Origin of the sequence: Mucilaginibacter sp., assembly GCF_039925265.1 — a bacterium.
Classification (GTDB): Bacteria; Bacteroidota; Bacteroidia; order Sphingobacteriales; family Sphingobacteriaceae; genus Mucilaginibacter.
The window spans coordinates 35657-53124 of record NZ_JBDSZG010000012.1; the positions used below are offsets into that span (position 1 = coordinate 35657).

General features: G+C 45.0%; 21 protein-coding genes. 5 read left to right on the forward strand and 16 right to left on the reverse strand.

All coding sequences use genetic code 11. The annotated features are described in order from the left end of the window. Positions 1 to 143: 143 nt before the first annotated feature. Together ABIX36_RS04785 and ABIX36_RS04790 are read left to right on the forward strand one after the other, a co-directional pair. Positions 144 to 965, forward strand: coding sequence for a M90 family metallopeptidase (locus tag ABIX36_RS04785; protein ID WP_348081023.1), 822 nt, complete (start codon positions 144 to 146; stop codon positions 963 to 965). 5 nt (positions 966 to 970) lie between these two features. Beyond that, positions 971 to 1663 (forward strand): uracil-DNA glycosylase family protein, encoded by a 693-nt coding sequence (locus ABIX36_RS04790; protein WP_348081024.1) that lies wholly within the window; start codon positions 971 to 973, stop codon positions 1661 to 1663. A gap of 4 nt (positions 1664 to 1667) precedes the next feature. Here the strand turns inward: ABIX36_RS04790 and ABIX36_RS04795 are convergent, their stop codons facing one another. The 5 genes from ABIX36_RS04795 to ABIX36_RS04815 form a co-directional block, all read right to left on the reverse strand. Further along, entirely contained in the window at positions 1668 to 2435 is a 768-nt protein-coding gene (locus ABIX36_RS04795) for a hypothetical protein (RefSeq protein ID WP_348081025.1), read from the reverse strand. Positions 2436 to 2437: 2 nt separating this feature from the next. Next, positions 2438 to 2938, reverse strand: a complete 501-nt coding sequence (locus ABIX36_RS04800; RefSeq protein WP_348081026.1) for a hypothetical protein — start codon at positions 2936 to 2938, stop codon at positions 2438 to 2440. A gap of 4 nt (positions 2939 to 2942) precedes the next feature. Further along, positions 2943 to 3404 (reverse strand): hypothetical protein, encoded by a 462-nt coding sequence (locus ABIX36_RS04805; RefSeq protein ID WP_128535197.1) that lies wholly within the window; start codon positions 3402 to 3404, stop codon positions 2943 to 2945. A 109-nt stretch (positions 3405 to 3513) separates the two neighbouring features. Beyond that, positions 3514 to 3876 (reverse strand): hypothetical protein, encoded by a 363-nt coding sequence (locus ABIX36_RS04810; protein WP_348081027.1) that lies wholly within the window; start codon positions 3874 to 3876, stop codon positions 3514 to 3516. Between the two features lie 597 nt (positions 3877 to 4473). Then, positions 4474 to 4674 carry a carboxypeptidase-like regulatory domain-containing protein gene (locus tag ABIX36_RS04815; protein WP_348081028.1) on the reverse strand — a complete coding sequence of 67 codons (201 nt, stop codon included), beginning with the start codon at positions 4672 to 4674 and terminating at the stop codon, positions 4474 to 4476. 80 nt (positions 4675 to 4754) lie between these two features. Here ABIX36_RS04815 and ABIX36_RS04820 point away from each other — a divergent pair, with 80 nt between their 5' ends. Beyond that, a complete protein-coding gene (locus ABIX36_RS04820) occupies positions 4755 to 5330 on the forward strand; it encodes a sigma-70 family RNA polymerase sigma factor (RefSeq protein WP_348081029.1) in 576 nt (191 codons plus the stop codon). Further along, the gene (locus tag ABIX36_RS04825; protein WP_348081030.1) at positions 5323 to 6666 is read left to right on the forward strand and encodes a carboxypeptidase regulatory-like domain-containing protein; all 1344 of its coding nucleotides are present in this window, start codon (positions 5323 to 5325) and stop codon (positions 6664 to 6666) included. The genes ABIX36_RS04820 and ABIX36_RS04825 overlap by 8 nt, the downstream gene beginning before the upstream one ends. 36 nt (positions 6667 to 6702) lie before the next feature. Here ABIX36_RS04825 and ABIX36_RS04830 read toward each other — a convergent pair whose 3' ends face one another. From ABIX36_RS04830 to ABIX36_RS04875, 10 genes are all read right to left on the reverse strand, one after another. Further along, on the reverse strand, positions 6703 to 7425 hold the full coding sequence (locus ABIX36_RS04830) for a DUF4197 domain-containing protein (RefSeq protein ID WP_348081031.1): 723 nt from the start codon (positions 7423 to 7425) through the stop codon (positions 6703 to 6705). Between the two features lie 35 nt (positions 7426 to 7460). Then, on the reverse strand, positions 7461 to 8471 hold the full coding sequence (locus ABIX36_RS04835) for an inorganic phosphate transporter (RefSeq protein WP_348081032.1): 1011 nt from the start codon (positions 8469 to 8471) through the stop codon (positions 7461 to 7463). Positions 8472 to 8493: 22 nt separating this feature from the next. Next, the gene (locus ABIX36_RS04840) at positions 8494 to 9144 is read right to left on the reverse strand and encodes a DUF47 family protein (protein WP_348081033.1); all 651 of its coding nucleotides are present in this window, start codon (positions 9142 to 9144) and stop codon (positions 8494 to 8496) included. A gap of 47 nt (positions 9145 to 9191) precedes the next feature. After that, complete coding sequence (locus tag ABIX36_RS04845; protein ID WP_348081034.1) at positions 9192 to 10256, reverse strand: ATP-binding protein; 1065 nt, start codon at positions 10254 to 10256, stop codon at positions 9192 to 9194. Positions 10257 to 10340: 84 nt separating this feature from the next. Next, entirely contained in the window at positions 10341 to 10874 is a 534-nt protein-coding gene (locus tag ABIX36_RS04850) for a YceI family protein (RefSeq protein WP_348081035.1), read from the reverse strand. Between the two features lie 94 nt (positions 10875 to 10968). Then, positions 10969 to 12285, reverse strand: a complete 1317-nt coding sequence (locus ABIX36_RS04855; protein WP_348081036.1) for a carbohydrate porin — start codon at positions 12283 to 12285, stop codon at positions 10969 to 10971. A 20-nt stretch (positions 12286 to 12305) separates the two neighbouring features. After that, positions 12306 to 12950: an HD domain-containing protein gene (locus ABIX36_RS04860; RefSeq protein ID WP_348081037.1), complete on the reverse strand. Its 645-nt coding sequence runs from the start codon at positions 12948 to 12950 to the stop codon at positions 12306 to 12308. A gap of 60 nt (positions 12951 to 13010) precedes the next feature. Next, positions 13011 to 13298 carry a helix-turn-helix transcriptional regulator gene (locus tag ABIX36_RS04865; protein ID WP_348081038.1) on the reverse strand — a complete coding sequence of 96 codons (288 nt, stop codon included), beginning with the start codon at positions 13296 to 13298 and terminating at the stop codon, positions 13011 to 13013. Between the two features lie 247 nt (positions 13299 to 13545). Further along, the gene (locus ABIX36_RS04870) at positions 13546 to 14037 is read right to left on the reverse strand and encodes a hypothetical protein (protein WP_348081039.1); all 492 of its coding nucleotides are present in this window, start codon (positions 14035 to 14037) and stop codon (positions 13546 to 13548) included. Beyond that, entirely contained in the window at positions 14038 to 15210 is a 1173-nt protein-coding gene (locus ABIX36_RS04875) for a class I SAM-dependent RNA methyltransferase (protein ID WP_348081040.1), read from the reverse strand. A gap of 82 nt (positions 15211 to 15292) precedes the next feature. Between ABIX36_RS04875 and ABIX36_RS04880 the strand changes: the two genes are divergently transcribed. Beyond that, positions 15293 to 15655: a DUF3127 domain-containing protein gene (locus tag ABIX36_RS04880; protein WP_128535183.1), complete on the forward strand. Its 363-nt coding sequence runs from the start codon at positions 15293 to 15295 to the stop codon at positions 15653 to 15655. 134 nt (positions 15656 to 15789) lie between these two features. On the opposite strand, the gene ABIX36_RS04885 is transcribed toward ABIX36_RS04880, so the two are convergent. Continuing rightward, positions 15790 to 17412 (reverse strand): carboxylesterase family protein, encoded by a 1623-nt coding sequence (locus tag ABIX36_RS04885; protein ID WP_348081041.1) that lies wholly within the window; start codon positions 17410 to 17412, stop codon positions 15790 to 15792. Positions 17413 to 17468: the final 56 nt, after the last annotated feature.

Sequence of the window (17468 nt, forward strand, 5' to 3'; positions counted from 1 at the left end):
GAGCGATGGGTTTTACCTGTCGCTCTTTTTGTTTTGAGGAGATTCTAAACAGTTTGTCATCTTGAGCGACAGCGAAGGATCTAATCACGAACTATGCTTCGCCGTTTTGCATGCCAGCGATTTGATGCTTACTGTCGTTCCGCATGATAACTAAAAAACGTTATCTTACCAGCATCATCAACAAATACCCTATGATAATAACTTTTATTATCCTTATCGTAATCATACTTTTAATAAATAAAGGTAAAAAGGAACCTGCTGTCAAAACAACTCCGCTTTTGCTTAAGCCGCTTCTAACCGAGCATATCCACTACTACAATAACCTTACAGAGGCCGACAAGACTATTTTTGAACAACGTATTCAAACTTTTTTGGACGATGTCCGCATCGAAGGTGTCGGCCTGGAATTGACCGATACCGACCGCATTATGGTAGCTGCCAGCGCGGTGATCCCCATCTTCGGTTTTAAAGACTGGACCTACCGCAACATCACCAACGTGCTTTTGTACCCCGATACTTTCAATAAAGACTTTGAATTTGAAGGAAACGAAGGAGAGGGGCGCAGTATTATGGGCATGGTAGGCAGCGGTTATATGAACGGGCAGATGATCCTGTCTCGCGCGGCGCTCACCAAAGGCTTCTCCAAAAATTCGGGTAAGGAAAACACCGGCATCCATGAGTTTGTGCACCTGCTTGATAAAGCTGACGGCGCGACGGATGGCATCCCCGAAGGATTTCTGGGGAATGAATACGTGGAGCCCTGGGTGAAAATGATGCACCAGGAGATCTTTAAAATAAATAAGGGCCGGTCGGACATTGATATCTATGCCGCTACCAACGAGGCCGAATTCTTTGCCGTGGTATCAGAATATTTCTTTTCTAAACCTGATCAATTTCAAACCAAACACCCGGAATTGTATGAGATGCTGAGCAGGGTTTTCGGCCAGGATCCATCAACGAAATAATACAAATGACATTCGCCGAAAAGGTTATCCAATTTAACCAGGAACTGGAGTATACCGGGCCTCCATTGCCCTCCGGGATCCGGATCATGAATCCGTACAAAGAGGAAGAATTGGCCATGGGCAGCTCTTCAGAGTTTTACCGCAAATTTTACAGCGACGAAAATAAACGCCACCTTATCCTCGGCATCAATCCCGGCAGATTTGGCGGCGGCGTAACGGGTGTACCCTTTACCGATCCAAAACGGTTGATAAGCGAGTGTCATATCCCTTACGAGGGGAGGATGATGCACGAGCCCTCCTCTGTATATGTTTACGAAGTGATCCGCGCTTACGGTGGCCCGGAGGCGTTCTACAGAGATATTTATATCAACTCGCTTTGCCCGCTTGGCTTTACCATTATGGATAACAAGGGCAGGGAAAAGAACTATAATTATTACGATAGCAAGGAGCTTAGCGCCATTGTAACGCCCTTTATCATCGACAACATCAAAAAGCAAATAGCGCTGGGTTGTTATACCGATACCTGCTTTTGCTTCGGCACCGGGCAAAACGAAAAGTTTTTGAAAAAGGTAAATAACGAGCACGGCTTTTTTAAAGAGATCGTCGCGCTGGAGCATCCGCGGTTTATTATGCAGTATAAAGCAAAATCCCAACAGGCTTACATAGATAAATACCTGAAAGCATTTAGCGGCTTTTAATCCTCTAAATACCAAATATCACCCCATGCAATAAAATAATGCCCGGGTACGCCAGCGGGAACGTGAACAAAAAATCGTTCAACCCCATTAATATAGCCGTAGAAACGTGGAAGCATAATATACAGAACAAGGCGATAAATAAAGGAGCATGGTACGGCAGTAAAAAGGTTACCGGCACGGCGAGCATAGTAACTATTGCCGAGTAGCACATACCTTTTTCTAAGAGCGGGTGGGCGCTTAAAAAGCTGGACACTTTGGGCACTCCGTAAGAGTAAGTGCTTAAAACCCCTGCCAATACATTACCACCCCGCCAATGTGGCGACATTAACTTTACTATTCCGGATGTGGAGTAAGAAATGAGCGCCTGCCCGCCGGTAAAAAATACCGATAGGAGCTGCCCCTGCTCGTTCTTCAGTAAAAAACAAACGCTGTAAGATAATAGCGCCAGCATCCGCATTTGGTCAGACCCATCCTTGCCTGCCTGCCTTTTACGGTACGAGTACAAGGTAACTGCCGTTAACGCTGTAAACAAAACTTTAAAGTAAATATCTGGCGCATTAAAAAATGCTATACAGGTTAAAAAGGCCAGGCTTGCCTGCATCGCGTGGATGGTGATCCAGGTCCTTCGTTTGTTTTTTATGGCGGTTGAAGGCATCCCAAAATTGAGGTACAATTTTGGGATGCTTAATAGCTCGGTAGCTGAGATAAACGCGGATACCAGTATAATAGCAATGCTTATTTGATAGGCAACAGGTACGGTAAGATGGTTCATGGTTAAATAATTTGATGGTATGATGCAAATACTACGTTCTTGATCTTCAGGGTCTCTGCCCCCTCTGAACTTATAATAGCAAAACGGATCTTCTGCGGATCCCCGCTACCTTTATTAAGGCATGCCGAAATAGTGATGAGTATGTTTAAGTAATGCGCCGACACCTGTATGAATTTCTTGTTTTCGAGCGCGTTAAACTCGCTCACCAAAAAATTGCAGGTATCTATCATCCCCTTGTTGTAGTATTTAAAAGGGTTCCAGCACAGGCGCATAAACCGAAAGGGCTTGTACATCGGGATCTCCGTCCATTCGCCATCGGTTTCGGCTATGGTTTTGTACACTACCCTAAAATCGTTCATGAGCGGTTTAGGCGCAAAAAACGAATAGTTGGGCAGGATGCCCAGTTTATCAAACCGACTTAATCTTCTTTGCAGGCGTTTTACCTGGAAGAAAACACTTGCTATAGTAAATATAGCAAGTGTTGTTATGACTAAATATTGCATAAGCTTATTTAGAATATTGGTTCCTTATCTTAATAAGATTCTCTAACGATAAATGCGACTGCAGGCCATTTTTGTTGAGAGTATTAACTAACGCGGCTACGTCTTCAGAGGTGGAATGTGCTGCCAGGGCGGCGGCGGCGACTTCGGCCACTACCGGGGCAGCCTCAACTATTGCTTCTGCAACAGCCGGGGCGGCTTCTGCAACAGCTTCTACAGCTGCGGGAACTGCATCTGCAACAGCATTGGCTGCCACGGTTACTGCATTAGCGGCGGCATTGGCTGCGGTAGCGGCTGTTGCTGCAATAACAGAGGCTGCTGCCCCTACGGCGCTGGCTGCTGCCTGTATGCCGTCGGTAATGGAATCCCAAAAACCACCTAATTGGGTTTCTCCTTTTTCCTGCATGTGCGCGATCATCAAATCAATAGCGGCAAGCTGCGCTGCTGATAGGTTTTGGTTTTGTGACATTTGATAATGTTTTTATAAAAGGTTCGACTACTCTATATGCTTTTCGTCTGCCGCATTGCCTACTTTATTGTTTAGCGTCGGTTTTCAGCGCTTCCCGACCTGGAAGAAATTATTTGGTAAACTGGTTCCTTATTTTAACCAGGTTTTCCAACGTAAGCCGGGGCTGCAAACCACCTTCATTCAATTCGCTTACCAGGGCTGCTACATCTTCGGTTATTGATGTGGATTGGCCTGCTGCCCCTGTGGTTGCCATCATTGCGGCTGCCGGGGCAGCAACTACAGCGGCATCGTCCAAATTCCCTATCCCGGTAAGCGGCCCTACCCAGGCAGAACCTGCCGCGTTTTGTGTGGCGTTTACGATAGCCTCCCAAAAGCCGCCTAATTGTGTTTGGCCGTTTTCCTGCATGTGAGCTATCATCAGATCGATAGCGGCAAGCTGCGCTGCAGATAAGTTTTTATTTTGTTGTGACATGGATAGATAATTGTAAAAGGGTCGGCTACTCTATATGCTTTTCACCTGTCGCATTGCATACTTTGGTATTTATTGTCGTTTTTCTGCATAGCCGACACTATTAAAAGGATAGTTTGGTGTGTTAATCAATAGTTAGATGCTTTCTTATTGATTATAATAATTTAAACTGGCATGTAAAATTGCAAATGGATAAAATAATATTTGGCAATAGATTAGCCCTATTTTGAGGGGTGTTATTATTGTTTAAATTGCTTATAATCAACCCTGTAAGCAGGGTGTTTACACCCTGTGGTTGTAAATGAGGCAAAAAAAGGAATAAAAAAAAGAGATAGCTATTAACTATCGCTTAAATCATATTTCCACCCCAAGCGGATATAGCCGCCTTATTCGGTAGGTAGAAGCCTATTCCTCCACCTCATCTTTTCACCATCGCTGTCTTGGCCAATAACCTTGCACTTTCTATCAGGCGGATAAATTCAGCACGGTAACATTCGGCACAAAGGATGATTTCATTAATATGTTGATCGTATCGCTTTGGCCGATCGCTACTTCCTGCGTGGTATATCCCGGGAAACTCACCACCAAGGTTGTCGCCGACTAGGGAACCTTTAACGAAAATTTACCGATAGTAGTGGTTTGGGTGCCAATTGTGGTGCCTTTTACCTTTACGGTAGCTCCCGGAATGGGTAGGTTATCGTCAATTGAAATTACCGTTCCGGTGATAGTGCGGGTGTCGTTTGTGCGAAATCCGCTGAGGCCGATGGCCATTATTAAGACGAGTAATACAAAGTTTTTCATAATGTTAAATTTTTGTAGGTAGAATGCAGCCGAAAGCAAATTTCCATAAACCATAAAAAAAAACTTATTTTGTGGCTTTAATGAACTTCTTCAGAAAACCAGTTAGGCCCGATGATACCGCAGATGAAGAGCTGGTTAACAGCTATCGCCTAAACGCCGATATAAGCGTACTGGGGAAGCTGTATGAAAGGCATATGCCCTTGGTTTTTGGTGTTTGCCTGAAGTACCTGAAGGATGAAGAACTTGCCCGCGATGCGGTGATGGGGATATTTGAAGAGCTGGTGGCAAAGGTAAAACAGCACGAGGTAAAACAGTTTAGGAGCTGGCTGTACGTGCTTAGCCGTAACCATTGTTTGATGCAATTGCGGGCAGATAAAAAATTACCTACCGTTGGGATGGATGAGTTTATGGAATTTAGCCCGGTTTTGCATCCTGATGATAATGATAGTAATAAGGAGGAAGCTTTGCAGGCATTAGAGCGCTGCATGAATAAATTGATACCCGCGCAAAAACAAAGCGTGCGTTTGTTTTATTTAGATGAGAAGTGCTATAAAGAAATTGCAGAACTAACCGGTTACACCTTAAACGAAGTAAAGAGCTATATACAAAACGGCAAACGCAATTTAAAGCTTTGCCTGGAGAAACACGGTGGATAAGCAGAGGGCCAACATATTGCAGATACAGAAGTACCTTAACGGGGAGCTTGACGCCAAAGCTATGCACCGGCTGGAACGTGAGGCTCAGCACGATCCGTTTTTGATGGACGCGCTGGAGGGCTACCAGAATAGCGGCAACCAGCAGGCAAACCTTGATCTGTTGGCCGGGCAGCTAAAAGCAAGGGTAAATAAAAAAGAGCGCCGCATTATCCCGTGGACAACCATATCTATAGCTGCAGGTGTTGTAGGTTTTATGATAGTAGTTGGCTTGCTCTACAAAGGAGGTAACGATCCGGCTAAACCTATGCAAACGGCGCAGGTAACCGAATTGCCAAAGATTAATGCAGATACTGTTGCTAATGCCCCTGTTACAACGGAAACTGAGGCAAGCAGCATGGCCGCATTACAACCACAGAAAAAAACGGTGATATCTTCTGGCTTAGGAAATAGGTATGCACCAGCTGTAGCAAACAAGCAAGTTGATGTACTCAAAAAGGTGCCCTCAACACTTGACGACGCGGAAGAACCGCCGGCACTTGCCGGGATAGCCACGGCACCCGCTTCTGCGACTAATGCCGAAAACACTCCTTTGGATGAAATGGTAATTAGCGCAATAGCCAAACAAAAAGATAGCGCAGAGATGCCGCTTACGGTGGCTATTACAAAGAAGCCGAGGTCTCAGCCGCTGGTCAGTAAGGCGGAGGGTGTGGCTATCATTAAAGATAAGCGCACGGATAACAGCGCGTACGAACTAAGCAAGCTGAACCTGCCACCGGGGTATTTTACGGGTACCGTTACCAACACCGAAGGAACGCCGATGGCTGGCGCTACCATTAAGGTAGACGGTAAACCTGCTATTGTTACCCAAACCGATGCTAAAGGTGTATATAAGCTGCCTGCCACCGCAGAAAAGGAAACCGTTGAAGTATCTTACTCAGGGTTTGAATCTAAAAGATTAAGTGTGGGCAATGGCCTGTCTAATACGGTAGCGATGAAAGCGAACGTAAACACTGTAAATGATGCGCCGGGCCTTGGTTATTCAAATTCGGCAGGTGCTGTAAGCAATTTAGCTCACCCTCAAAAAGGCTGGGTAATGTACCAGTTATATCTTGCGCAACAAAGCTATTTACCGGCTGGTGAAAAGCCCGGCGTGGTAGAAATTAAATTTACCGTGAGCCCAACAGGCGCTGTAAGTAATATTACCGTGGTTAAAGGGCTAAGCCCTGCGGCAAATAAAAAGGCCGTAAGCCTGATAGCCGACGGCCCTAAATGGGTTGGGAATAAAAATGGTAAGCCCGAGGAAAAAATACTACAGCTGGAATTTTTGATCAAATAAACCCCGCCGATTTCTCCGGTTTATGCGGGAACGATTTTATCTTTTATTCTTATCGTAATACCCAAATACCTTTTGCAACAGCGGTGTAGTACGTGCCGATAGGTTTGAGCGAATATTAAGCTCTTCTTTTGCTACCTCAACAAATAAACCATCAATAGCCTTTTGCATCACGTAATCGCTTATATCGGGGTTTAATTTAGTTACAAACGGAACCTTGTTATAAGCAGTAGCGGCATCGCCATAGTATTTGGTGGCGCCTACCTTGTTAAGGCTTGCTTGTATAATAGGCTTAAAGTTGGCAGCCAGCTGCAGGGACGTGGTGCGTTTAAAGTATTGTGTTGCGGCATCCTGGTTACCCAAAAGTATGTTGGTAACATCCTGTATGGTCATTTGCTTAATGGCGGCAACAAATACGGGTTTAGCGCCTTTAGCCGCATCTTCTGCAGCACGGTTAAGCGATAGTATCACATTATCGGCCAATTTGCCCAAGCCAATGCTGCGCAGGGTTTTTTCGGCCTTTTGTGCTTCGGGCGGGAAAAGTATTTTGATGGCGGCGTTTGCAAAGAAACCGTCAATAGCAGATAGCTGGTCAGAACTTTTGCCGGTACCAATTTCAAGCGCCTGCTTAAGCCCGTTGCCTATCTCCAGGCTGGTGGGGTTGCCATATTGCTGTATGGTGCTTTGGGCTACCTGGTTAAGCGTATCGCAGCCGGAAAATAATATAAATAGTAACGGGATAAACAGTAAGGATTTTTTCATAATACGTATTAAGCAAATCTACTGCCAAGATACGCTTATCCTATCAGATGTATCAGCACAAAAACAAGCCCTGCAATTAAAGCGGAGATAGGTATGGTAATTATCCAAGCCCAAACCAGGTTAATGGTTACGCCCCAGCGCACAGCAGATACGCGCTTGGTTAAGCCTACGCCTATGATGGAACCGGTAATAGTGTGTGTGGTAGATACAGGGATAGCCAAACGCTCCGTCATGAACAGGGTAAGCGCACCTGCTGTTTCAGCGGCAACGCCTTCCAGCGGGGTTATCTTGGTGATCTTTGATCCCATGGTTTTTACGATCTTCCAACCGCCGCTCATGGTACCCAGTGATATGGCCGAATAACAGGCCAGTGGTACCCACTCGGGCATTGGTGCGCCACTGTGGATCACCTTTGATGCAATTAGCGCTACGTATAAAATACCCATTACTTTTTGGGCATCGTTGGTGCCATGTGCAAAGCTAAGCATAGCCGCAGAAACCAGTTGCAGCCTTTTAAACCAACGCTCGGCAACTGCCGGCCTGGCGCGCTTGCAAATGTGCAGTATCAATATGGTGATAATATAGGCCACAATTAAGCCTATAAAAGGAGCCAGTACAATATATGCTACAATGGTTAATATATAGTGGGCGTTTACAGCGCTTAATGCCGGTGCGCCCAGGTATAAGGCATTGGTGATACCTGCACCTGCAAAACCACCAATAAGTGTGTGCGACGAACTTGAGGGGATGCCAAACCACCAGGTAACCAGGTTCCAGGTAATGGCCGCAATAAGCCCGGCTAATATAACATGCAGGGTAATGTATTGCTCTACTACAATTTTGGCAACGGTATTGGCAACTTTGTGGTCTTTTATAAAAAAGTAAGCGGCAAAGTTAAATACCGCGGCAAGCAACACCGCCTGAAAAGGTGTTAATACTTTTGTTGAAACTATGGTTGCTATAGAGTTGGCCGCATCGTGGAAGCCGTTGGTATAATCAAATATGAGTGCCAGGGCAACTACAGCAACTAATAAGGTGGTAACCATTTATTATAAAATAAGTATATGCTTAGGCGTTTTTAACTAAAATTGATTCCATTACATTGGCAGCATCTTCGCACATATCGGTAGCGGTTTCTAATGCGGCTAATATCTCTTTGTATTTTATCAGACGGATAGCATCTGTTTCGTATAAGAACAGGTCGGCAACAGCGCGGTCGAAAACGTAATCGGCCTGGTTCTCTACACTGTTTATACGGATGCATGAATCTGCAATAGCGCGTACATTGCGCAGATCTTTTAATTCGCGTACTGCTTTCTCCAGGTCGCCGGCTGCTTGAAGGATAAGGTCTGATAACTTGCGGATATGCTCGTTAAAATCATCTATCTTGTAAAGGCTCATGCGGTTGGCTGCGCCATGTATATAATCGGCAACATCATCAATAGCGGTAGCTAAAGCGTGGATATCCTCGCGATCAAACGGGGTGATGAAGTTTTTGCCCAGTTCCAGGTATATCTGGTGGGTTAGCTCATCGCCTTTGTTTTCCAGTTTATCTATCTGCCTGAACAATTCTTCCTGAGTAGCCGGGTTATTGCTGTTAACGGCCTCCACTAAGATAGTTGCCATGGTAACTACGTTGCTTGCAGCCTGCTCAAACAAAGGGAAGAAGGTTTTTTTGTCCTTAGGGACGAAGTACTGGAAAATACTGTTAAGTGACATTTTTTTATTATTTGGTGTAAAGGTACGGTTGCAATGTTAAGTTAATGTTAACTTTTTAACACTGGTATATTTGGGAAAGGTAAGATCTGCTTGGTTTTTTGTAGGGTGAATCCAAAGGTGGAACCCAATCCCTCGGTACTGCGAACGTTGATGGTTTGCTGGTGTGCTTCTATAATATGTTTTACAATGGCCAAGCCCAATCCCGAGCCGCCAATTTGCCGCGACCTGCTGGTATCGGTACGGAAAAAGCGCTCGAAAAGGCGGGGAAGGAATTTTTCTTCGATACCCATACCATCATCGGTAACCTCTACCAGCACCTGCTCGTGCAGGGTGAAGATGCTTACCGAGGTTTCGCCGCCTTCTTTACCGTATTTAAAGGAGTTGTCTATAAGGTTTACCAGCACCTGGCGAATCTTCTCGCGGTCGGCATTTACGTAGATGCCATCATCATACTTCTGCTTAAAGGTAAGCCTGATGTTGTGGTGTTTTGCCTTTAGCTCCAGCGATTCAAACACATCTTTTATCAGGTCGTTTATTTTAAACTTGCTGTAATTGATAGGGATCTCGCCTGATTCAAGCTTGGAGATCTCATCCAGGTCTTTGATCAGGTAACTCAGTCGGTCTACATTTTTTGAGGCTTTCTCCAAAAAGTTGGCCGCGAGTTCTTTATCCTCAAATTCATCATCCTGTAAAGCCTCAATATAACCCTGAATAGCAAAAAGCGGTGTTTTAAACTCGTGCGAGATGTTGGAAAGGAAATCGCGGCGGAAACGTTCTTGTTTCTTCAATTCGTCAACTTCTATCTTTTTTAACATGGCCCATTCTTTTACTTCTTCTTCCACATCTTTTATCGGGTTGGCGCTTACGTGTTCGCCAAGTGCATCGCGCAGGTCGCGGCCCAGTTTTAGGTTGTGGATGAGTTTATAAATGAGCTTTATTTTGGAGTAGATGTATTTTTCTATCAGGTAGTAAAATACGATGTAGCTGCTGATGAGGGTCACCAGAAAGGTGATCATCATATCGTACCACTTATGCTGAAAATAATAATTTACGGCCGAAAGGCTGATGGCTACCGCCGCGGAGTTAATAAGCACTAATACACGCAAATTCATAGTGTAAAGTTACACTTTGTATGCGATGATTTTGCAGCCTGCGCGGCTATGCCAGGTTAAGTTATTGTTATGAATAACGTAGGGTTACTTAGCGGTCTCCACTTCCACGTTAATGGTGGCTTCGTCTGCCAATGTCATTGTGCTGCCGCCGATGCCGAAATCGGCGCGGCTAATTTTAAAGCTGCCATTTAAGTAGGCAGTGGTTGCATTTGTGATGTAACTAAAAGGCACATCAATCACCTTGGTTTTATCTTTTATAGTGATATTGAACTTGCCGATATAGTTGTCGGTGTTTTTACGGGTGAACGATACCGACGACATGGTGATCTTTGGGTATTTAACCACATCAAAATAATTCTCGTTTTTGATGTGGTTATCGCGCATCTCGTTATCGGTAGTAATGGTGGTCATATCGGCAACAGCATCAATTTTACTGGAAGCCAGCTTTGCCGGGTCGAACGACACATTTGCCTGCATAACGCCAATTTTGCCACCGGTATTAATGCCTAAGTTTTTTATTTTAAACGTGATGGACGATTTGGTAACGTTATTTTTTACCTGGCCGAATGCTGTAACACTGATTATTAAAAGGGCTATTGCGAAAAATGCTTTTCTCATCTATGGGTCGGGTCTTTTTTTATATACGGACTTGATTAGCAGCCCTTAGTTTAACATGCGCAAAAATAAACGTTGCAACAGCCAAATCTATTGCTTAAAATTCTACGTGCGCCCGCAGCGAAAATACGTTCACAGGCCCCCTGTCGCGGTTGTAAGCGGGGTTAGCAATAAACTGGTAATCGGGCGTGAGCCAAAGTTTACCCTGGTAGGCGTTAATCTTGTAGTAAAGCTCCGCTATCAGCTCGGTAGCGTAGTTTAGCTTGCCATCGCCGATTATAAAGCCATAGCCGCCTGCCGCCAGGTAATCGCGGTGCGGTTTAGATATGCCGTTGCCAACAAATGCCAGCCCAAGTTCATCATCTTTACGGTTCCAGTTGCCGCCTTTTAGCACAGCGCCTAAACTCACCGAGCGGTCTATCTCTGTAAATGCCCAGGTTTCGGTTTTGCCATCGTTATAACTGGCTTTAGCAAATACACCAAAGTTATCGCCCAGGTATTGGTCGGCGCTAATGCCAAAGCCAAACTTGTGCTTGCCGTAAACCAAATTGGTATCCACTTCAGGGTTAACCGGGTTTTTAGCCAGCGCGAGGCGATAATCGCCCATTTTGCCGTTATTGCGGAAGCCCAGTAGCCTTACAGTGCCCTTGCGCCCGTTAAGTGTGTAGCGTTTTTCGTATTCGAGGGCCTGGGTGTTGGCATGAGCTACTTGCTGATCCCAAATGGCACCGTTGGCAGATGTAGTGGTCATGGTGAAGGCAAAGCGCAGGGCCCAGGTAGGCTGGCCAAGTTCGGCCATGGCACCCATTACATAGCCGCGGGTATTGGCGGGGTAATCCCAGGCGCCGTTATCCATCAAGCTCCAGTTCATAAACTGCGAGCGGGCGTCGTGACTAAATTCGTTACCATCAAAAAAATCGGCCATGCCAAATTTACCAATGGTGAAGTTGAAGTAGCGTTTACTTCTTAGTCCTGCTAACTGGTTCACATCATCGGCAAGGGTATCTTTTTCGGTACCCCATTCAAAATTTTGAGAGAGATACAGGCGGGCTATATAAATTTTAGGTTCCGCACCGCCAACCCTAAAGGTTTCGCCATTTGGGAAACCGGCTACGCCAAGCGTTTTACTGAGGCCCGAACCGCCCGACATCTCAGGATTAAAATAGGCAGATGCCCCTTTCCACAATCGTGCACCACCAAAAAAGGTAGTGGTTAGCGAGGTTTGGGTTTCTTTTAGGGTGGAGAGGCTATTATCTCCGGTGTAAGGCGCGCTAAAACCCAGTTTAGACTGAGTAATTACCGTTTGTTGAAAATGGAAATTGAACCGCTGCTTTTTAAGTGTGTCCTGCGCGACGCCGGCTTTGCAAATAAACAGGGATGCTGCAAAAAGAATAAGGGGGGCTTTATTCATCATGATATAATAGAAATGGTTAATTACTGTACTTCGTTGTAAAACTGCTGTAAATAGTGCTCCATAAACTCGTGGCGTTGCTGTGCCATTTGCTTACCGGTTTCGGTGTTCATTTTATCTTTCAGCAGTAAAAGCTTTTCGTAAAAGTGGTTGATGGTAGGGGCGGTGGTGTTTTTATACTCCGCCTTGCTCATGTTAAGATTGGGCTTTAGTTCGGGGTTGTATATTTCGCGGCCTTTAAAACCACCATAAGTAAATGCGCGGGCAATGCCAATAGCTCCAATGGCATCCAGCCTGTCGGCATCCTGTACAACAGCCAGTTCCGGCGAGTGAAAGGTGGTTTTATCAAAGCTTGATTTGAACGACATGTGCCTGATGATCTGCTGAACATGTTCAACAATTGTAGTATCAACATGAATGCTGGTAAGGAAATCGCCGGCGGTTTTGGGGCCTATTTCTTCATCTCCGTTGTTGAATTTACTATCGGCAATATCATGCAACAGGGCAGCAAGCTCAACGATCAGGATATCGGCATTTTCGGTTTGGGCAATGCGTTTGGCATTGGTATGTACACGCTGAATGTGCCACCAGTCGTGGCCTCCTTCGGCGTTTTTTAGGGTATCCTGTACAAAAACGGTGGTTTGGGCTATAATATCTGCTGCGCTCATCTTTTACAATTTGCTGCAAATATATTTATCAGGGGAGAAGAATTAGCTTATAAAAAGAAATTATGCGGCTTCGGCATTTTCGGTTTTGATAAGTTCCATCAGCTCTGTTTCCAAAACGTCGGCAATTTGGAATAGGCGTTCGAGCGTTATTTTGGTGTAACCCAATTCAATTTTACTATACGCGTTTTGCGAGATATTAAGCTTGGCGGCCAAATATTCCTGCGTGTAATTTAATTCTTCGCGCTTGCTGCGGATGTTGGCTGCTACTGCTTTTACCTTGAAATTCAATAAGTTCTTCATCGTTTCGTTTACAGGGGATTGATAATTATCATATAAACGAGAATACATTGCAGGGGGATTTTGTTTTGTTAGGTTTTGGTTAATTTTTTTTCAAATAATACACAGGCTAAAAAAACAGATAGAAATTTTTTGATGGGAAGCGCGGATAATTGGCTTTGCCCGGAGAGAATATGCTCTTTTAGCAAAAAATGCGCCTTTTGAGAAGATAAAATACCGCAAAAACTACCGGTAAAATTTGCAGTGGTTTTTGCGGGAAAAATGACTGAATGACTTTGAGCCATTACCTGGGACTCGGCTACAAGTCGTACTTAATTACGATGGTTGGTAGCAAGGTCGCCGAATTTAGTGGGATCTGGTCGTTAGATACAATGGGTTTGCGGGTGCTGTAAAAATCGTAGGCCGCTTTTTGCACTTCGGCTTCGCCGGATGATGGACTGTTGTAACCGATAGAGAACGGGATGATAAAATCATGGAATTTCTCCTTGTTCGGGATGATCCATTTTTTGGTCGATTTTTTCAGCGCTTGTATCACGGGCATGGTTAGCAAGTAATCATCGGCATAATAGATCACAATTTTTTGGATGTTGCCACTAATATCTGCCGTGAATTTAAACACCGCCATACCGGTAGCTTTTTTCGCTTTTATATCATTGCCAATTTGCAGGCTATCTTTAAAAAAGCGTGTCATTACCGGGCTGCCCCCTTGGAAAGGGAACGCCAGGTCGCCTTCCTGTGCTTTGCAATAAACCGATGATAATAACAGGGCAATAATTAATAGCTTCTTCATTTAATCTACTTTTGGTTCGCGTTTGCTGCCCTCGTACAACTCGTACTCAAACAGGCGGCAATCTAACTTGCCGTTATAAAATTCAATTTTGCGGGTAGGGCGCAGGCCAATCTTCTTGGCAAGGTCCGGGTTACCTGTAAAAACGTAACCGCGATAGCCGCCACATTTCTTTTTAAGGTAATCGCCAACGCGGGCATAGGTCAGCTCCAGCTTGGTGTGTACGCCAAGGCGCTCGCCATACTCGGGGTTAAACATTACCACGCCCGGGCCTTCCGGTACTTCCGTATCCGCAAAATCACAAACGCTAAACTCTATTAAATGTTCTACGCCGGCAGTATTTGCATTTTTGCGGGCAATATCCACGGCGTCATCAGAAATATCTGTAGCGATTATTTTAAAATCGACGGCCTTTTTTGCTTTATCCTTCAACTTACGGCGTTCTACAAAAAATACCTGCTCATCATAACCCATAATGTGCATAAAGCCATAATTCATGCGGAACAAGCCGGGATGCTTATCGGTAGCCAGCAAAGCCGCTTCGATAGCTAAAGTGCCCGAGCCACACATCGGGTTGATGAAGGTGCTCTTCATATCCCATTTGGTAGCGATGATGGTCGAAGCCGCCAGCGCTTCCAGCATTGGGGCCTTGCCAGGTATTTTGCGGTAGCTGTGCTTGGCCAGGGTTTCGCCCGATGTATCTATATAGATATCGGCCTTCTCATCCTGCCAGTACAGGCTTATAACGGTTTTGTTGGCTTCGGCACCACTGTTTGGGCGGATGCCTTTTTGCGCTTTTATCCTATCAACAATGGCATCTTTTACCTTTACGTTGGCAAATAACGGGGTAAGGATGTGCTCGTTATTTACGTTTGATGTTACCGAAAAATAGCCGGTAAAATCTATCAGCTTTTCCCATTCTATTTGTACCAGCTCATCGTAAAGCTGGTTGGGGTCTTCGGCCGTAAAGCTTTTTAATAGATATAGCACCTGGCTTGCGCAGCGCAGGTTAAGGTTAAGCGCAATGGTATCGGTAACGGTACCAACTAACTCAACGCCTGTTTGGAAAACACGGGTGGGCGTAAAGCCCAGTGCTTCAACTTCCTGCTGCAGGTAAGGCGAAAGCCTTTTGTTGCAGGTGATTATGATTTTACTCTCGGTGTGGAAAACTTGCATGATATATTTTGCGAATTTATGAATAAATAATCCCGGTTTTAATTTCTTACTGCTAACTTTACATTTTAAATATTTCGGAACTATGGAAATCAAAGGTAAAGTGTATGAAGTGTCTCCAACCACACAGGTTACGGAGTCGTTAAAAAAGAGAGAATTAATACTTGAATATATCGAGAACCCACAATATCCCGAGTATTTGAAATTTGAAGCTATACAGGATCGTTGCGCGTTGCTGGATAATGTAAAGGTTGGCGAAGACGTAGAAGTTTTCTTTAACCTGCGTGGCCGCCCGTGGACAGATAAAACAGGCAAAAAAACCTATTTTAACTCCCTGCAGCTTTGGAAACTGAACGCATTGGGCAGCGCGGGCACAGCCAGCACACCAGAATATGCAGCCCCAGCCGATATCAGCTCAACCGCTGATGACGACGATCTGCCGTTTTAGGGAGTGGTGAGTTTTGCCATTGTTGGATATAAAAAAGGCCTTTCGGGTATTCCGGAGGCCTTTTTGCCGTATTGGTGGTATTGTGAGGTACTCTTCCCGGCGATGCAAACTCGCACCCGGATAAGGGCTTATGATTAAACTTTACCGATGGATCGCCACATGGCAAGCTCTTCTTTAAACCTGTTGTGTATTATTTCGCACTTTACATCTATGCGCATGGTGGGCCTGTCGGTTAAATTGTATGGCAACCATTTAGGGGCATTTTTTGCCGCGGGCCGGCCAGTTTTTGCAAAGGTCGCCCATAATTCGGCCATGTGATGAGATGCAACAAATCGTTCCGGTTTATTGCCGCCTAAAAACCCTGCACGCGCACCGGGAACTTCATTATTAAATTTAAAAGTGATGTCCATGGCGTGCGGTGTTCCAAACGGATAATCCGTGCCGGGAACTTTTGATTCAGACTTGTACCCAAAATTATATAAATAAACGGGGGCACCTTGCTGTTGTAACTTCCTTTCGGCTATCTTAACCGAGCCCAACCCCATCATGTTGATCGATTCAATCGCAACCCAAAGATCTGATGCTGTAGCATTGGGCATTGTATGCCTGTAAGTATCAATAATTTTTTGCGCGTTGGCACCGAACTGACCTGTAAGTTTTGCCGGCAAATCCGAATAAGTAAAGTCTTTTTTTAATGCGCCGGTGTCACCGAAAGCCATCGCAAAAAATGTAAATTCATCCTCGTTCCAACCAACCATAAGCGGTTTGTTTTTTGAGATATTAGGTGCAATAGGATCGAAAGGGTGGTATGGAAGGGCAACGCCATCCACTACAGGCGCGAAAGCGTTTGGTGCAAAACCTACAGCGCCATTTTTCTTCGTGTACTCAGATTGCGCCATTAATGCCGGCATCTTCATCTGAAGACTTAACAAATCTTCTACCGGCACTTCAAGTAACTTTCTCCAATCCTTTGCAGAAATATTTAGTTCCCGTAAAACTATTGCCGTCATTTCAGCGGCCGCTTCTTTGGGTATCATTCTAACGCCAGGGCCACTTTCAATGGACGCTTTATTGAAAAAGGGGGCGGCTTCGGGCATAGCGTACAGGCAAGATGTTTTAGCGCCTCCGCCAGATTCGCCAAAGATCATTACATTATCCGGATCGCCGCCAAAAGCTGCAATGTTTTTATTTACCCAATTTAAACCCGCGGTTATATCTAACATTCCCATATTGCCCGAACCTGCATATTCGGCCCCGGCTATTTCATCAAGGTAAAGAAACCCCATTATGCCTAACCTGTGGTTGGTTTCTACAACCACTACATCAAATAAGCGGGAAAGGTTTGAGCCATCCTGGTCAACTGCACCACCAGACCCACCTACAAAAGCCCCGCCGTGATTGTAAAACATCACCGGCCGTTTTTTATTATCGTTGGCAGGTGTCCAAACATTTAAAAATAAGCAGTCTTCGTTTGGTACTGGCTCATTTATTCCGCGTGTTCCGTTAAGCGGTTGAATGGCGGGGGCACCCAATCGCAAAGCATCGCGTACCCCAGTCCAGGGTTGTAAAGGTGCAGGTCGTTTAAAACGCCGGTCGCCGGAAATCCGCCCTGCATATGGAATACCTTTAAACAGATTTACCCCGTTGGTACGGGTACCTCTGATTTTTCCATGAGTGATCTCAACTTCGATGAACTCTTCGATTCTTAAAATAGACGAATAAACAGAACCTGGTATTGTTAATGCAGCTGTGGCCATTGACACTCTGCTTATAAATTGTCTTCGGTTGGTTTTCAATTTTTAGTGTATTACAA

Coding starts and splice junctions, on each gene's coding strand:
- ABIX36_RS04850 (WP_348081035.1), bottom strand. CDS start 10,874: ATGAGAAAAGCATTTTTCGCAATAGCCCTTTTAATAATCAGTGTTACA.
- ABIX36_RS04815 (WP_348081028.1), bottom strand. CDS start 4,674: ATGAAAAACTTTGTATTACTCGTCTTAATAATGGCCATCGGCCTCAGC.
- ABIX36_RS04870 (WP_348081039.1), bottom strand. CDS start 14,037: ATGAAGAAGCTATTAATTATTGCCCTGTTATTATCATCGGTTTATTGC.
- ABIX36_RS04785 (WP_348081023.1), top strand. CDS start 144: ATGATAACTAAAAAACGTTATCTTACCAGCATCATCAACAAATACCCT.
- ABIX36_RS04800 (WP_348081026.1), bottom strand. CDS start 2,938: ATGCAATATTTAGTCATAACAACACTTGCTATATTTACTATAGCAAGT.
- ABIX36_RS04795 (WP_348081025.1), bottom strand. CDS start 2,435: ATGAACCATCTTACCGTACCTGTTGCCTATCAAATAAGCATTGCTATT.
- ABIX36_RS04835 (WP_348081032.1), bottom strand. CDS start 8,471: ATGGTTACCACCTTATTAGTTGCTGTAGTTGCCCTGGCACTCATATTT.
- ABIX36_RS04855 (WP_348081036.1), bottom strand. CDS start 12,285: ATGATGAATAAAGCCCCCCTTATTCTTTTTGCAGCATCCCTGTTTATT.
- ABIX36_RS04845 (WP_348081034.1), bottom strand. CDS start 10,256: ATGAATTTGCGTGTATTAGTGCTTATTAACTCCGCGGCGGTAGCCATC.
- ABIX36_RS04880 (WP_128535183.1), top strand. CDS start 15,293: ATGGAAATCAAAGGTAAAGTGTATGAAGTGTCTCCAACCACACAGGTT.
- ABIX36_RS04820 (WP_348081029.1), top strand. CDS start 4,755: ATGAACTTCTTCAGAAAACCAGTTAGGCCCGATGATACCGCAGATGAA.
- ABIX36_RS04860 (WP_348081037.1), bottom strand. CDS start 12,950: ATGAGCGCAGCAGATATTATAGCCCAAACCACCGTTTTTGTACAGGAT.
- ABIX36_RS04790 (WP_348081024.1), top strand. CDS start 971: ATGACATTCGCCGAAAAGGTTATCCAATTTAACCAGGAACTGGAGTAT.
- ABIX36_RS04810 (WP_348081027.1), bottom strand. CDS start 3,876: ATGTCACAACAAAATAAAAACTTATCTGCAGCGCAGCTTGCCGCTATC.
- ABIX36_RS04865 (WP_348081038.1), bottom strand. CDS start 13,298: ATGTATTCTCGTTTATATGATAATTATCAATCCCCTGTAAACGAAACG.
- ABIX36_RS04805 (WP_128535197.1), bottom strand. CDS start 3,404: ATGTCACAAAACCAAAACCTATCAGCAGCGCAGCTTGCCGCTATTGAT.
- ABIX36_RS04885 (WP_348081041.1), bottom strand. CDS start 17,412: ATGGCCACAGCTGCATTAACAATACCAGGTTCTGTTTATTCGTCTATT.
- ABIX36_RS04830 (WP_348081031.1), bottom strand. CDS start 7,425: ATGAAAAAATCCTTACTGTTTATCCCGTTACTATTTATATTATTTTCC.
- ABIX36_RS04875 (WP_348081040.1), bottom strand. CDS start 15,210: ATGCAAGTTTTCCACACCGAGAGTAAAATCATAATCACCTGCAACAAA.
- ABIX36_RS04840 (WP_348081033.1), bottom strand. CDS start 9,144: ATGTCACTTAACAGTATTTTCCAGTACTTCGTCCCTAAGGACAAAAAA.